The organism is Blautia sp. HA3515 (assembly GCF_059933065.1).
Genome location: NZ_JAYFUY010000048.1, coordinates 1 through 15,858 on the forward strand (window position 1 = coordinate 1; position 15,858 = coordinate 15,858).

Consider the following 15,858-nt stretch of genomic DNA (forward strand, 5'->3'; position numbering starts at 1 on the left):
GGAATCTGAGCAGGGAGTCAAAAGCAAGATTGCAGGCATATGAAGACAGCATGAACCAATTTGAAAATGCCAGATATTCTGCATGAGTGAAAAAATAACATATTTCTAAAAAGTTTATTATTGACGGTGCAGTGCTTCTTATGCCAAATATCTAAAATTGGTGTATAAGGACTGCACTTATTTTGTCTGGAGACACCAGTACAGTGAAAATTAAGGCAGGTCAACATAGTTGTTACTTAATATTTGCTGTATTAGGTATTTGGAATATCTTATCTGGAAAAAAGAAACAGTCCTATAGAATTTTTGAGGGAGGTAATCATGATAAATAAACGAGAGTGCGGTGTACTGCTTCCAATCAGCAGCTTGCCGTCAAAGTACGGAATCGGGTGTTTTTCAAAGAGTGCATATGATTTTGTAGATGAACTGAAGGCAGCAGGACAGTGCTGCTGGCAGATTTTGCCCCTTGGTCCCGACGTAGCTATGGGGATTCTCCCTATCAATCTTTTTCTACTTTTGCAGGTAATCCTTATTTTATCAGTCTGGAAGATCTGATCCAGGAGGGTGTGCTTACAGAAAAAGAATGCAATAGTGTAGACTTTGGAAATAAAGCAGATGATATTGATTATGAAAAGCTGTATAAGGGACGGTATAAGCTTCTTCGTAAGGCCTATGGTCGCAGTGATATTACCAAGAATCAGGATTTCCTGAAATTCCAGAGGGAACAGGGATATTGGTTAAAGGATTATGCTCTGTTTATGGCCGTCAAGGACAGATTTGAGGGTGCACCGTGGAGTGAGTGGGCACAGGATATCCGCCTGCGCTGGCAGAATGCGTTGGATTATTACAGACAAGAGCTTTATTATGAGATTGAATTTCAGGAGTATATGCAGTTTAAGTTCTATGAGCAGTGGGGCAAATTAAAAGCATATGCAAACAGTCAGAGGGATTCGTATTATTGGAGATATCCCGATTTATGTTGCACTGGATAGTGCTGATACATGGGCAAGTCCGTGGCTGTTTAAACTGGACGAAGAAAATCAGCCTACACAGGTGGCCGGATGTCCTCCGGATGGCTTTTCTGCTACCGGACAGTTATGGGGCAATCCGCTGTATAACTGGGATGTTCATAGACAGTCAGGGTTTGACTGGTGGGTGAAACGTCTTGCTCATTGCTTTAATATGTATGATATTGTACGAATCGACCATTTCCGTGGTTTTGATGAGTATTATGCAATTCCATTTGGCGATACGACCGCAGAAAATGGCTGGTGGGAAAAGGGACCTGGAATGGATCTTTTCCGTACTATTTCTTACAGACTTGGCGACAGAGATATTATTGCAGAAGATCTGGGCTTTATGACAGATACTGTAAAACAGCTGGTAGAGAACAGCGGATTACCAAATATGAAAGTGATCGAGTTTGCATTTGATGCAAGAGATACAGGAAATGCCAGCGACTATCTTCCACATAATTATCCAAGAAACTGTGTAGTTTATACAGGTACCCATGATAATGAGACACTGAGAGGCTGGTTCCGTGATATTTCTCCGGAAGAGCGAAGACTGGTTCGTCAGTATTTGAGAAACTTCCATGACTCAGACGAAGGTATCTGCGAGGATCTGATCACACTGGTTATGAGAAGTGTGGCAAATCTTTGCATTATTCCGATGCAGGATTATCTGGGACTGGATAACAGTGCCAGGATCAATCAGCCATCTACATTGGGCAAAAACTGGAGATGGCGTCTGAAAAAGGGACAGTTTACGAAAAAGCTGCAGAAGGAAATGCTGGATTTGGCTACCAGATACGGAAGAAGAAACTGGACAAAGACAGAAGAAGAATTGGAAGCAGAAAAACTGGAAGCAGAAAAGAATAAGAAATAAAGGTCAAGGGCTGATGCTGTGTTTTTGCATCAGCCCTTTTTAAAAAGACAGCGGTTTTTTAATGATAAACCGAATATTTTGACTTTACAAAATCAATGACTACAGAAATGGCAAGGGATGCACAGATCAGAACAAGGGTGATCAGCAGCCAGTTATGGAAAGAATAAATAAAGCCTGTGAAATAGTATTCAAAAATCAGCGTATGCAGAAGAAACATATTCATGGAATGTTTTCCAAGTAAAGATAAAAATGGAAAACGGAATCCTTTCAGATCTGTTAAGAATAAAGAAAATACCGGAAAGGATCAGCGCCAGCAATCCGTCTGTAAGATCTTCGTGACCGCATTTAAAACGGAAAGTAAGGATGATAAGGAATAAAAATGTAAAAAGAGCCAGTGCCAGGCTATAAAAAACAGTATCCGATTTAATGGACTTTAATTTTTTCCTTAAAGAAAACAGGCGTCCATAAATATTTTCGCTGGCGGCCATGATCCCAAGAAGCATGGTGAAAAGGTAAGTGGTGAATGCAGTGAGAGGGATCCCTAAATATGTTAACATGGCAGCCACAACTACGGCGGATATGCCAAAACGGTTATACAGGGAGATCAGCAAAGGCATGGCAAAGACCATCAGGATGGCTACGGACATATACCACCAGGTTTCGTTATAGGATGGTGTTCCAAAGAAGCTGGCAAGTCCGGAAGCATCGATGATCATATAAAAGATACCTTTTAAGCCGCCTTCTTTAAAGTAAATCCCAAGTCGGTCCGTTCTTAAGAAAAAGGTCAGGATACTGATAAGGTAAACGATCAGAAAACCAGAAGCAAGCTTTTTGTAGCGATGCCATACGTAACCTGTCTGCTGGTCTTTTGGCTTCTGGCGAAGAGAAATGGTGATTCCGCATGCTGACAGAAATACAAAGATTGCTACACATATTTTGCTTAGTGCACTTAAGGTCATTATTTTATCTATAGGGATCAGTCTGGAAGAAACCTGATACTTTTCAACAAGATCAGCGGAACAGCTGAAAAGATGATGGAACAGCATCAGGATGATCCCGGCTCCTTTCAGTACAAATGTTACATTTTTACTGAAAAAGACAGGGTATTCCGGATTGGATTGACTTTTTGAAGAAGACATAAAAACCTCCAATAAATAAGCGTTTATAAATATGAAACCAGCACATTGTTCTGCGAATCAGTGTACCGGGTTATGCTGCTTATTGCAGCCACAGTAACTGGATTATAGCATAGAAAGAAATAAAGGTCACTACTTGCCAAAAAATGCAGATGGTGCTATAATATGTTCGTTCGCAGATATAGTTCATTGGTAGAACATCAGCTTCCCAAGCTGAGGAGGCGGGTTCGATTCCCGTTATCTGCTTGCCAAACCCCTGAACGCTTGTAACAGCAGGCTTTCAGGGGTGTTTTGTTAAAGATGTATATGTATACAAGGAGACAAAGAAGATGAAAATTGGATTTATCGGATGTGGGAACATGGGATCTGCTATGATAAGCGGGATCCTGAAAAAAGGGATTTTTCAGAAGGATGAGATCATTGTATCAAATCTTACAGAAGAAGGAAGCAAAAGAAGCCAGGAAAAGCTGGGAGTTGTAACCACACTGGACAATCGCCAGGTAGTTAAAAATGCAAAGACGATCATTCTGGCCGTTAAGCCACAGTTCTATCAGGAAGTGATCGAAGAAGTGCGGGAGGATCTTACTCCAGAGCATATGGTGATCGGTATTGCACCAGGCAAAAGCCTGGACTGGATACAGGAAATGTGTCAGACATCCCTGAAAGTAGTACGCCTTATGCCAAATACCCCGGCTCAGGTAGGTGAGGGCATGACCGGTGTTTGCAGAAATGAACTGGTAACAGATGATGATCTGGAACAGGTATTGAAGATCTCAGACAGCTTTGGCAAAACACAGGTAGTGCCGGAGCGATTGATGGATGCAGTGGGAGCAGTCAGTGGGTGCTCTCCGGCATACGTGTTTATATTTATTGAAGCAATGGCAGATGCAGCAGTGGCGCAGGGGATGCCAAGAAAACAGGCATACCAGTTTGCTGCACAGTCTGTTCTGGGAAGCGCCAAGATGGTACTTGAAACAGGGATGACATCCTGGAGAATTAAAAGATATGGTATGCTCACCGGCAGGAACTACCATTGAGGGTGTTCGTACTTTGGAAAAGGCAGGCTTCAGAAGCGCTGTTTTTGAAGCACTTCAGGCCTGCGCAGATAAAGGCAAAAAGATGTAAAGATGTAAATAAAAAATCAGATAAAATTGCATCTGGACACAGAGCAAACTGTAATCAAGATACAGATAATCGGAGATACTTAAAACTGCTACAACTGGCAATTTCCCTTACTCAAGGTGCTGTTGTGATATTTGGAAGAATTGGTTACTTCTTCACCGAACCATGCTGGAGGCATATAAGATATAGCTTCTTCTTCAGAAGAGAATTCTACCTCTGCAAGGAAAAGCCCCTGATATGGAGCATCAAAGATGTCCAATTCAATGGTTAGGCCGTCCTTTTCCGGAATCACATATCTGGTTTTTGATATGATAACACCATCTGCTTTAGGCTTCAGGTGCTCATAAGCTTCCTGAGTAAGAGGCAGATTGTATTCTTCACGGCACATCAGTCCTTTGGATTTGTAGGTGAGATAATAAGAATCATTGGATCTGCGGATACGGACAACAGGATCTGTACACAGATATCCCTGCTGGATCTTTTTTGAAGGATAAGATACCAGGTTTTGGGGCAGATTTTCCTGAGAAATCAGGAATTTTCGTTCGATTTCCATAATAAAAGCCTCCTTATATAATATGGGAAAAACCAAATACCATGTATAATGTGGGAAAACACCAATCTCATTATACATGGAACAAAGGAGAAATAAAATAGGAAGAAAGAGGAAATAATAATGGCAAAAAATGTATATATTTTTCTGGCAGACGGATTTGAAGATATTGAAGGACTTACTGTAGTAGATCTGATGCGCAGGGCAGGGATCCGGATCACTACCGTTTCAATCATGGGCAAAAAAGAAGTTGTTACTTCTCACCATATTGCTCTTTTGGCAGATTCCTTATTTGATGAAACAGATTTTTCAGATGCAGATATGCTGGTGCTTCCTGGTGGGATGCCGGGGACAAAGTACCTGGGAGAGTATGAGCCGCTTGCAAGACTGTTGACACAATTCGATCAGAAAGGCGGCAAAATCGGAGCTATCTGTGCAGCACCTACTGTGCTGGCTTCCCTGGGACTTCTGGAGGGAAAGAAAGCAACTGCTTATCCATCCTGCATGGACGGATTGAAAGGCGCAGAAAAATCCCTGGAAAAAGTGGTAACAGATGGCAATATTACCACCAGCAGGGGACTGGGTACAGCAGTTGACTTTGCACTATCCCTGATTGAACAGCTTCTTGGAAAAGAAAAAGCAGACGAAATCGCAGAATCAGTAGTATATACCCGGTAAAATGGTTTTTTGCCGGAAAAACCATGTAAAATGGGGGCTTTCCTTTGAAAAAACACTAGCGTTTTTGAAACTCCTGTGCTATACTACTACAATGACTGTAATTGTAAAGAATTGTAGCGTTATTCATGAGCGTTATAAAAATTAAAGGCCAGAAGTCTGAGACAGTGACTGCCTGCATGGATATTTGACAGACCGGATGGCAATGAATTATTTTACCTGAATTTTAAGGAGGAACACGAAAATGAGTTTACAGGTTGAGAAAATGGAAAAAAACATGGCGAAGCTTACGGTTGAAGTTTCTGCTGAGGATTTAGACAAGGCAATGGAAGGTGCTTACAAAAAAGCAAAAAACAGAATTTCCATTCCTGGCTTCCGTAAAGGAAAAGCTCCAAGAAAGATGATCGAGAAGATGTACGGAAAGGGAGTATTCCTGGAGGATGCTGTGAATGCACTGTTACCGGAGCATTATAGCAAAGCTGCTGCAGAGAGCGAACTTGAGATCGTTTCCCAGCCTAAGATCGATGTTGTACAGATGGAGCCTGGAAAAGACTTTATCTTTACAGCAGAAGTAGCTGTTAAGCCGGAAGTTACTCTTGGTGAGTATAAAGGACTGGAAGTTCCAAAGACTGAGATCAATGTAACAGACGAAGAGGTTGATGCTGAAGTTAAGAAAGAGCAGGAGAAGAACTCCAGAACAATCACTGTAGAGGATCGTGCTGCACAGAAGGATGATATTGTAACTATCGACTTTGAAGGATTCACAGACGGAGTTGCATTTGAAGGCGGCAAGGGCAGTGATTATCCGCTGACTATTGGCTCCAACACATTTATTCCGGATTTGAGGATCAGCTGATCGGTGCAAATACAGGCGATCATGTAGAGGTTAAGGTTACATTCCCAGAGGAATATCAGGCAAAAGAGCTTGCAGGCAAAGAAGCTGTATTCCAGTGTGATGTTAAGAAGATCGAAGCAAAAGAACTTCCGGAGCTGGATGATGATTTTGCAAAGGATGTTTCTGAGTTCGATACTCTTGCTGAGTACAAAGAGAATGTTAAGAAGGAACTGACAGAGAAAAAAGAAGCTGAAGCAAAAACTGCAAAAGAGAACGCAGTGATCGACAAAGTGATTGAGAATGCACAGATGGATATTCCAGAGGCAATGATCGATACACAGTGCCGTCAGATGATGGATGACTTCGGAAGAAGAATGCAGTCCCAGGGTCTTTCCATGGAGCAGTACTTCCAGTTCACAGGTCAGAGCATGGACAAGATGATGGAAGATATGAAGCCACAGGCTCTTAAGAGAATCCAGACAAGACTGGTTCTTGAGAAAGTGGTTGAGACAGAGAATATCGAAGCATCTGAGGATGAGATCAATGAAGAGATCAGCAAGATGGCTGAGATGTATAAGATGGAAGCTGACAAAGTCAGAGAACTTCTTGGCGAGCAGGGCCTTGGACAGATGAAGGAAGACCTGGCATACAGAAAGCAGTTACTCTGTTAGCTGATGTTGCAAAAGAAGCATAATTGTAACTATTCAACAGGAAGTATCCTGCGAGGTGTTTTGAAATATATCAGCTGGGAGTCAATCCCCCAGCTGATATAGCCTCCGGCAGGATTGCAGAGGTGCGCAGGAGAAGTATGTCATGCAATTGCATGACGCGCACCTCGCAGCAAGAATGCCGAGGAATTCGAATTTGCCTCGCAACTGTAAGGGTACTGAACAGTTACGCTTAATCAGAGAATAGAAAAGAGGAAATTATGAGTTTAGTGCCATATGTCATTGAACAGACAAGCAGAGGGGAAAGAAGTTACGATATTTATTCAAGACTTTTAAAGGACAGGATCATTTTCCTGGAGAAGAAGTGAATGATGTAAGCGCAAGCCTTGTAGTGGCTGAGCTGCTTTTCCTGGAAGCAGAAGACCCTGGAAAGGATATTCAGCTTTATATTAACAGCCCGGGAGGTTCTGTGACAGCCGGCATGGCTATTTATGATACAATGCAGTATATCAAATGTGATGTATCTACAATATGTCTTGGAATGGCTGCCAGCATGGGAGCATTTCTTCTGGCCGGAGGTACGAAAGGTAAGAGATTTGCCCTTCCAAACTCAACGATCATGATTCATCAGCCCTCAGGCGGTGCCCAGGGACAGGCTACAGAGATCCAGATCGTAGCTGATCATATTGCAAAAACAAAGAGAACCTTGAATGAGATTTCTTGCTGCCAATACCGGACAGCCACTGGAGGTTGTAGAGAAGGACACTGACAGAGAGTACTGATATGTCTGCAGAAGAAGCCAAAGCTTATGGCCTGATCGATGGTGTTGTCATGCATAAGTAACAACATAAACAAAAGAAGACTCAAACAGGAGCTTTCTTTTGTATGTAATGATTAAGAAAAGACTCCTCTGAACATCAGGAGTCTTATCTTGCTTAAAAAGGAAGAGACGCAGAAGCTGTATTTTTTACGGGAAAGCTTCTGCAAAGAAATAGAAAGGAAATGTATTGACCGATGGCAGAGAAGAGGAGAGAGGGAAAAATAAGATGTTCCTTTTGCCGTAAAACGGAGGATCAGGTAAAGAAGCTGATCGCAGGACCGGACGGTGCATATATCTGTGACGAAATGCGTAGGATATCTGTGCAAGAGATCATGGAAGAGGAATTTGGAGGATACGATCAAGAGACTGGGATCTGAGATCAATTTGCTTAAGCCGGAAGAGAATCCATGCCATTCTGGAACGAATTATGTGATCTGGACAGGATGAAGCAAAAAAGGTTCTTTCTGTAGCTGTATATAACCATTATAAAAGAGTGACCGCATCCAGGAATCTGGATGTGGAACTGCAGAAGAGTAATATTCTTATGCTTGGACCGACCGGATCCGGTAAGACACTTCTGGCACAGACATTGGGCAGACGGCTTTTAAACGTACCTTTTGCCATTGCGCAGACGCCACCAACTCTTACAGAAGCCGGATACGTAGGTGAGGATGTGGAGAATATTCTTTTAAAGATCATCCAGGCGGCAGTATTATGATATTGAGAGAGCTCAGTATGGCATTATTTATATTGATGAGATCGATAAGATCACAAGAAAATCAGAGAATGTTTCCATCACCAGAGATGTTTCCGTGGCGAAGGTGTACAGCAGGCTCTTTTGAAAATCCTGGAGGGTACAGTGGCAAGCGTTCCACCCCAGGGGTGGAAGAAAGCATCCTCATCAGGAATTTTTCGGAGATCGATACGCACCAATATCCTTTTCATCTGTGGCGGTGCTTTTGATGGTCTTGAAGCAAGATCATTGAGTCCAGACAGGATACCAAAGCCATTGGTTTTGGTGCAGAGGTTACCTCTAAAGAAGAGAGGAATGTAGGTGATGTGCTTAAGGATGTTATGCCGGAAGATCTGATCAAATATGGCCTATCCTGGAGTTTGTAGGGCGTCTGCCGGTAGTTGTTACTTTGGACAGTTTGGATGAGAAGGCTTTGATCCGTATTCTTCGTGAGCCTAAAAATTCATTGACAAAGCAGTATCACAAATTGTTTGAATTAGATGGTGTGGAACTTGATTTTAAGGAAGAAGCACTTGAAATGATGGCAAGAAGATCCATGGAGCGCCGGACAGGTGCCAGAGGTCTGCGTGCCATTATGGAGAGTACGCTGATGGATCTGATGTATCAGGCTCCTTCAGACGACACTATCCGCAAATGTATTATTACAAAAGAGGTTGTAGAGGGAACCGGCAAACCGGAGATTGTCCGGGGAGAAGCACCGGCGCATCCGGCAGGCCGTAAAAGTCCAAGGATCAAGAAAAGCGGAACACCGGAAACAGCCTGATGAAGGGATAGACAATAGATGAGTGAACCAGTCATTATAATGCCTGCCATTGCACTTAGGGGAACTACTATTCTTCCGGGAATGGTTGTTCATTTTGATATAAGCCGCAAGCGTTCCATAAAGGCGATTGAGGCAGCAATGGTTCAGGACCAGAAGATTTTTCTGGTGACACAGAGAAATTCCAGGCAGGAAACACCATAGTTCCTGGGATTTATATCAGACTGGAACGATTGCCTATGTAAAACAAGTAGTAAAGCTTCCCCAGAATCTTTTAAGGGTTCTGGTAGAAGGAACAGAAAAAGCGGACTTATTGGCACTGGATCAGGAAGAGCCTTATCTTAAGGCTGAGGTTTCCCTGATTCGGCAGGAGGAAGAAGAGCTGCAGGCACCGGTAAAGGCTGCCATGCATCGCAGCATTCATGACCTTTTCCAGCAGTATTGCCAGGACAATGGTAAGATGAGCAAGGAGATGGCAGTACGTATTTTGGATATTGCAGATGTGGAAGAGCTGATCCAGCAGGTTGCTGTGAATCTGCCTCTTACCTATCAGAACAGGCAGAGATTCCTTGAAGCATCAGGCCTTGAGGAGCAGTATGAAGTACTTGGCGCACTTCTCACCAACTGAGATCGATCTGTTGAACATTACCAAAGAACTTCAGCAGAAGCTGAAAGCCAGGGTAGACAAGAATCAGCGAGAGTACATTCTTCGGGAGCAGTTAAAGGTGATCCGGGAAGAACTGGGTGAGAATAATATTCTTGACGATGCTGAAGAATACAGGAAAAGATTAAAAGAACTGCAGGCATCAAAAGAAGTAAAAGAGAAGATAAATAAAGAAATCGACCGTTTCAAAAGTATTAATGGCAACAGTGCAGAAAGCACAGTAGAGCGCAGCTATATAGAAACACTGCTTTCCCTTCCTTGGGATAAGCGGTCGCAGGATTCAGAAGACCTTGAAAAGGCATGGAAGATCCTGCAAAAAGGACATTACGGACTGAAGGAAATAAAAGAGAGGATCATGGAATTCCTTTCTGTAAGAAGCCTGACCCATAAGGGTAAAAGCCCGATCCTGTGTCTGGTAGGACCTCCGGGTACTGGAAAAACCTCCATTGCCAGGTCTGTAGCAGAAGCATTGGATAAAAAATATGTAAGGATCTGCCTGGGCGGCGTGCGTGATGAGGCTGAGATCCGGGACACAGGAAAACCTACGTGGGAGCAATGCCGGGAAGGGTGACTGCAGCTCTTGCGCAGGCAGGTGTAAGCAATCCGCTGATCCTGCTTGATGAGATTGACAAGACCAGCAGTGATTATAAGGGAGATACCTCATCAGCACTTCTTGAGGTTCTTGATCCTGAACAAAACAGCAGGTTTAATGACCATTATGTAGAGATCCCTCAGGATCTTTCAGAGGTTCTTTTTATTGCAACAGCCAATGATCTGCAGGGTATTCCAAGGCCGCTTCTTGACCGTATGGAGATCCTGGATATCTCCGGTTATACTGAAAATGAAAAAGAGCATATTGCCAAAGAGCATCTGATTCCAAAACAGATGGAAATCAATGGCATCAGTAAGGACATGCTTACCATACAGGGAAGTGCTGTCCGTAAGATGATTAATAATTATACAAAAGAAGCAGGTGTACGTTCCCTGGAGCGGTGTATTGGCAGGATCTGCAGAAAGACTGCAAGAGCCATTATGGAACAGGGAAAGGATAAGATACGTGTAACCGGGAAGAATCTTTCAGAGTACCTTGGAAAAGAAAGATATGATTACCTGATGGCAAATAAAAAAGATGAAATTGGTATTGCACGTGGACTGGCATGGACTCAGGTGGGCGGTGACACACTTCAGATCGAAGTAAATGTAATGCCGGGAAAAGGAGAACTTCTTCTTACCGGTCAGCTGGGGGATGTAATGAAAGAGTCTGCACAGGCTGGTATCAGCTATATTCGCTCTGTAGCCGGGAAATATGGGATCCTTCCTGAATTTTTCAGAGAAAATGACATTCATGTACATATTCCGGAGGGCGCTGTACCAAAGGATGGACCTTCAGCCGGTATTACCATGGCCACTGCTATTTTGTCAGCTGTGATCCAGGTTCCTGTACGGGCTGAGGTAGCTATGACAGGAGAGATCACTTTGAGAGGAAGAGTCCTTCCTATCGGAGGTCTGAAAGAAAAGCTTCTGGCAGCAAAATACGCAGGGATCAAAGAAGTCCTGGTTCCTAAGGAAAATAAAAGGGATGTCCAGGAAATGGATAAAGAGATCACGAAAGATCTGAAGATCTGTTATGTGGAAACAATGGGACAGGTTCTGGAGCATGCTCTTTCCTCTGGAAAAAAATAAAGGCTTTGCATAAAAAGGCGGTTCCATGGCAGCAAAGGAGATTATTACATGGTAATTAAAAATGTTTCATTAGATATTGTGTGCGGGATCACCAGTAAACTTCCGGATACAGGAAGACCGGAAGTGGCATTTGCAGGAAAGTCCAATGTAGGAAAGTCATCACTGATCAACAGTCTGGTGAACCGAAAGGCTCTTGCAAGGACAAGTGCGCAGCCAGGAAAGACTCAGACCATTAATTTCTACAATATAAACGAAAGTATTTATCTTGTAGATCTTCCAGGATACGGATATGCGAAGGTTCCTCAATCTGAAAAAGAAAAATGGGGAAAGATGATCGAAAGGTATCTTCATACTTCAAAAGTATTGAAAGCAGTGTTTCTGCTGGTGGATATCCGACATGATCCTTCTGCGAATGATAAGATGATGTATGATTGGGTGGTACATAACGGCTACAATCCTATTATCATTGCAACCAAAATGGACAAATTAAAGCGCAGCCAGATACAGAAAAATCTTAAGGCGATCAAAACCGGGTTGAATCTCCGACCTGGAAGCATTGTGATCCCATTTTCTGCTGAGACAAAGCAAGGAAGAGATGAAATCTGGGCATTGATCGATGAATTGACCGGACAGATACCGGCAGTTACTGAGCAGACCAACTTACAGGAGAAATAATATGGGAATAATTAAGGCGTTCAAGCTGGGATTTGACTATTTTAAGTACGACGAAGACGGCAATGTGCAGGAAATGCAGAGAGCTGTCGATGATATAAACCTGGACATTGAAGCCGGGAGTTTTGTGGCAATCCTGGGACATAACGGCTCCGGGAAGTCCACACTGGCAAAGCAATTAAATGCACTGCTCCTTCCTTCCGAGGGGACGATCTGGGTGGATGATATGGATACATCCAAGGAGCAGGAATTATGGAAGATCCGCCAGAAAGCAGGAATGGTTTTTCAGAATCCGGATAATCAGATCATTGGAACGGTTGTTGAGGAGGATGTAGGCTTTGGCCCTGAGAATATGGGTGTGCCTACAGAGGATATTTGGAAACGTGTGGGTGACAGTCTGAGAAAAACAGGGATGACAGCATACCGCCACCATTCACCTAATAAACTTTCCGGAGGACAGAAGCAGAGAGTTGCCATTGCAGGTGTAATGGCCATGCGGCCACAGTGCATTGTTCTGGATGAGCCCACAGCTATGCTGGACCCGAATGGCAGGCATGAGGTTCTGGAAGCAGTTTCCGAACTGAATAAGAAAGAAAATGTGACAGTGATCCTGATCACTCACTATATGGAAGAAGTAATCCATGCGGACAAGGTTTATGTAATGGACAGCGGTAAGATCGTTATGCAGGGGACTCCAAGGGAGATCTTTTCACAGGTGGAAAGACTGAAGGAATACAGGCTGGATGTTCCCCAGGTAACTTTGCTGGCTCATGAACTTCATGAGGCTGGTGTGGATATCCCAGAGGGAATACTGACAACAGAGGAATTGGTGAGTGCATTATGTCAATAGAACTTAAGAATGTTACCTATACGTACAGTCCGGAAACGGCTTATGAAATACATGCATTAAAAAATATTAACCTTGTGATCCCAGATGGACAGTTTATGGGGATCATTGGCCATACAGGCAGTGGAAAGTCTACATTGATCCAGCATTTTAATGCGCTGATCCGTCCTACCTCAGGCACGATCCTTTATAATGGAGAGGACATATGGGAAGAAAAATATGACCGCAGAAAGCTGCGAAGTGAGGTTGGGCTGGTATTCCAGTACCCTGAGCATCAGCTTTTTGAAAGTGATGTTTTATCCGATGTATGCTTTGGACCTATGAACCAGGGACTGAGCCGTGAGGAGGCTGAGAAAGAGGCCAAAAAGGCTCTTACCCATGTTGGATTTAAAGAAGAGAATTTCAGTAAATCACCCTTTGAATTATCCGGAGGACAGAAAAAAAGAGTTGCCATTGCAGGCGTGCTGGCAATGAATCCAAAGATCCTGATTCTTGATGAGCCTACTGCAGGACTGGATCCTAAAGGCCGTGATGATATCCTGGATCAGATCCAGCTTCTTCATAAAATGCGCGGCATTACCATTGTTCTTGTATCTCACAGTATGGAAGATATTGCCAAGTATGTGGAACGGCTGGTGGTTATGAATCATGGAGAAGCAGTATTTGATGATACACCAAGAAAGGTGTTTTCCCACTATCAGGAACTGGAAAAAATGGGTCTGGCAGCTCCGCAGATCACATATATTATGCATGCCCTGAAGGAAAAAGGGATGGATGTGGATGTAAATGCCATCACTGTGGAAGAAGCGAAAGACAGCATCCTGAAAGCACTGAAGAAGGGAGGAAAGGCAGATGATTAGAGATATTACCATTGGCCAGTATTATCCTGCCGATTCCCTGATCCATAAGCTGGATCCAAGAACCAAGCTTTTGGGTACATTAATGTTTATCGTGTCTGTGTTTGTTTTTCATACATTTTGGGGGTATCTGGTTGCTACAGTATTTCTTGGCAGTGTGATCCTGATTTCCAAGGTACCTGTTAAATTCATTTTTAAAGGTCTGAAAGCGATTTTTGTGCTTTTGCTGTTTACTATTGTTTTTAATATTATCCTTACCCCAGGAGAAGTGTTATGGCGTTGGGGATTTATTAAGGTGACAAAAGAAGGTCTGGTGCTGGCAGGGAGAATGGCTATACGTCTGATCTATCTGGTGATCGGATCTTCCATTATGACTCTTACTACAACGCCTAATCAGCTTACCGATGGTTTAGAACGTCAGCTTCGTCCTTTGAATAAGATCCATGTTCCGGTTCACGAGATTGCAATGATGATGTCCATTGCACTGCGCTTTATTCCTATTTTGCTGGAAGAGACAGATAAGATCATGAAAGCGCAGATCGCAAGAGGTGCAGATTTTGAAAATGGAAATCTGATACAGAAAGCAAAGAATATGGTTCCGCTGCTTGTTCCGCTGTTTATTTCGGCTTTTCGTCGTGCCAATGATCTGGCAATGGCCATGGAAGCAAGGTGTTATCATGGCGGAGATGACAGGACACAGATGAAGCCTTTGAAATATGCAGGCAGGGATTATGCAGCCTATGGGATTCTGACCGGATATCTGGCAATTGCGATCCTGTTTCGTGTAGTGGGGATATAATATGAAAAGAATCGGACTTGTAGTAGCTTATGACGGAACCAATTACAGTGGATGGCAGGTGCAGCCAAATGGGATCACAGTACAAAGTGTTTTGAATGAAACCTTATCCCAGCTTCTGGGAGAACAGATCGAGACCATTGGAGCCAGCCGCACAGATGCAGGGGTGCATGCAATGGGAAATGTGGCTGTGTTTGATACTAAAACACGGATTCCCAGGTGAAGAAGATCTCTTATGCATTGAATCAGAGGCTGCCGGAGGATATCCGTATCCAGCTTTCCGAGGAAGTGGATCCGGATTTTCATCCCAGGTATTGTGACAGCGAAAAGACTTATCAGTACCGGATCCTTAATCGCAAATTTCCTGTGCCTACAGAACGGCTGTATTCATATTTTTATCACTACAAGCTGGATGTGGATAAGATGAGAGAAGCTACTTCTTTTCTCATTGGACGTCATGATTTTGCCAGCTTTTGCGGGGCGAAGGCCCAGGTAAAGACAACCATTCGTACAATCACAGGAATGGACGTATGGCGAGATGGAGATGTGGTGACGATCCAGGTAACCGGAACCGGATTTCTGTACAAGATGAAGGATCATTTCCGGTACATTGATCGAGATCGGCAATGGTCAGTACCCGCCAGAGAAGATCAAGGATATCCTGGATGCCTGTGACAGGGAGGCAGCAGGGCCTACCGCACCTGCAAAAGGCTTGACCCTTATGGGAATCCAGTTTTTTGATTGATTTTTGCTTATATTTTATGCATATTTTTGTATTCATAAGGCGAAAAAGTAGTTGACATACTGATGCCAATATAATATAATTACTCAATGTGACGTAGTGCGCTTGAACAGACTTAAGCCAATAGCCCCGGCGACAGTATTTATCAGCGGTTTCGGACATTTCCGCAGTTTTTTGCATGTACGTTCAGGATTATAAATATTTGCGGGATACCGCAGTTTGACAAACAATCGTTGATAAATAGCAGGAGGTAAAACCATGCAGACTTATATGGCTAATCCAGATAAAATCGAAAGAAAATGGTATGTAGTTGACGCTGCTGGATGCACCCTTGGCCGTTTGGCTTCCGGTGTTGCAAGCGTTTTAAGAGGAAAGAATAAACCACAGTTTACA

Annotated in this window: 9 protein-coding genes, 1 tRNA gene and 7 pseudogenes; 14 read left to right on the top strand and 3 right to left on the bottom strand. The window is 43.3% G+C overall.

Going from position 1 to position 15,858, the window contains the following annotated elements; genetic code table 11:
- The first annotated feature begins 318 nt into the window (after window positions 1-318).
- Window positions 319-1,884, top strand: a pseudogene (gene malQ / locus R1Y93_RS03540) (4-alpha-glucanotransferase).
- 58 nt (window positions 1,885-1,942) lie between these two features.
- Here the strand turns inward: malQ and R1Y93_RS03545 are convergent.
- Entirely contained in the window at window positions 1,943-2,107 is a 165-nt protein-coding gene (locus R1Y93_RS03545; protein WP_500821650.1) for a hypothetical protein, read from the bottom strand.
- Window positions 2,073-3,023 carry a hypothetical protein gene (locus R1Y93_RS03550; protein WP_500821651.1) on the bottom strand — a complete coding sequence of 317 codons (951 nt, stop codon included), beginning with the start codon at window positions 3,021-3,023 and terminating at the stop codon, window positions 2,073-2,075. The genes R1Y93_RS03545 and R1Y93_RS03550 overlap by 35 nt, the downstream gene beginning before the upstream one ends.
- Window positions 3,024-3,195: 172 nt before the next feature.
- Here R1Y93_RS03550 and R1Y93_RS03555 point away from each other — a divergent pair.
- Window positions 3,196-3,266: transfer RNA gene (locus R1Y93_RS03555), tRNA-Gly, on the top strand.
- 83 nt (window positions 3,267-3,349) lie between these two features.
- A pseudogene (proC, locus tag R1Y93_RS03560) lies at window positions 3,350-4,145 on the top strand (pyrroline-5-carboxylate reductase).
- 88 nt (window positions 4,146-4,233) lie between these two features.
- On the opposite strand, the gene R1Y93_RS03565 reads toward proC, so the two are convergent.
- Complete coding sequence (locus tag R1Y93_RS03565; protein WP_500821652.1) at window positions 4,234-4,695, bottom strand: CYTH domain-containing protein; 462 nt, start codon at window positions 4,693-4,695, stop codon at window positions 4,234-4,236.
- 120 nt (window positions 4,696-4,815) lie between these two features.
- On the opposite strand from R1Y93_RS03565, the gene R1Y93_RS03570 reads away from it, so the two are divergent.
- From R1Y93_RS03570 to R1Y93_RS03620, 11 genes and pseudogenes are all read left to right on the top strand, one after another.
- On the top strand, window positions 4,816-5,370 hold the full coding sequence (locus tag R1Y93_RS03570) for a DJ-1 family glyoxalase III (protein ID WP_500821653.1): 555 nt from the start codon (window positions 4,816-4,818) through the stop codon (window positions 5,368-5,370).
- A gap of 241 nt (window positions 5,371-5,611) precedes the next feature.
- Window positions 5,612-6,896, top strand: a pseudogene (tig, locus tag R1Y93_RS03575) (trigger factor).
- A gap of 234 nt (window positions 6,897-7,130) precedes the next feature.
- Window positions 7,131-7,713, top strand: a pseudogene (gene clpP, locus R1Y93_RS03580) (ATP-dependent Clp endopeptidase proteolytic subunit ClpP).
- A gap of 171 nt (window positions 7,714-7,884) precedes the next feature.
- A pseudogene (gene clpX / locus R1Y93_RS03585) lies at window positions 7,885-9,207 on the top strand (ATP-dependent Clp protease ATP-binding subunit ClpX).
- Window positions 9,208-9,225: 18 nt separating this feature from the next.
- Window positions 9,226-11,551 (top strand): annotated as a pseudogene (lon, locus tag R1Y93_RS03590) (endopeptidase La).
- A gap of 48 nt (window positions 11,552-11,599) precedes the next feature.
- The gene (gene yihA / locus R1Y93_RS03595; RefSeq protein WP_500821654.1) at window positions 11,600-12,226 is read left to right on the top strand and encodes a ribosome biogenesis GTP-binding protein YihA/YsxC; all 627 of its coding nucleotides are present in this window, start codon (window positions 11,600-11,602) and stop codon (window positions 12,224-12,226) included.
- A 1-nt stretch (window position 12,227) separates the two neighbouring features.
- Window positions 12,228-13,073: an energy-coupling factor transporter ATPase gene (locus R1Y93_RS03600; protein WP_158420897.1), complete on the top strand. Its 846-nt coding sequence runs from the start codon at window positions 12,228-12,230 to the stop codon at window positions 13,071-13,073.
- A complete protein-coding gene (locus tag R1Y93_RS03605) occupies window positions 13,064-13,930 on the top strand; it encodes an energy-coupling factor transporter ATPase (protein ID WP_500821655.1) in 867 nt (288 codons plus the stop codon). Before R1Y93_RS03600 ends, R1Y93_RS03605 begins: the two co-directional genes overlap by 10 nt.
- Window positions 13,923-14,726, top strand: coding sequence for an energy-coupling factor transporter transmembrane component T family protein (locus tag R1Y93_RS03610; RefSeq protein WP_500821656.1), 804 nt, complete (start codon window positions 13,923-13,925; stop codon window positions 14,724-14,726). Before R1Y93_RS03605 ends, R1Y93_RS03610 begins: the two co-directional genes overlap by 8 nt.
- 1 nt (window position 14,727) lies before the next feature.
- Window positions 14,728-15,468: pseudogene (gene truA / locus R1Y93_RS03615) on the top strand (tRNA pseudouridine(38-40) synthase TruA).
- A gap of 255 nt (window positions 15,469-15,723) precedes the next feature.
- Window positions 15,724-15,858, top strand: a 135-nt coding sequence (locus tag R1Y93_RS03620) for an uL13 family ribosomal protein (protein WP_500821657.1), incomplete at its 3' end; no start/stop codon positions are given.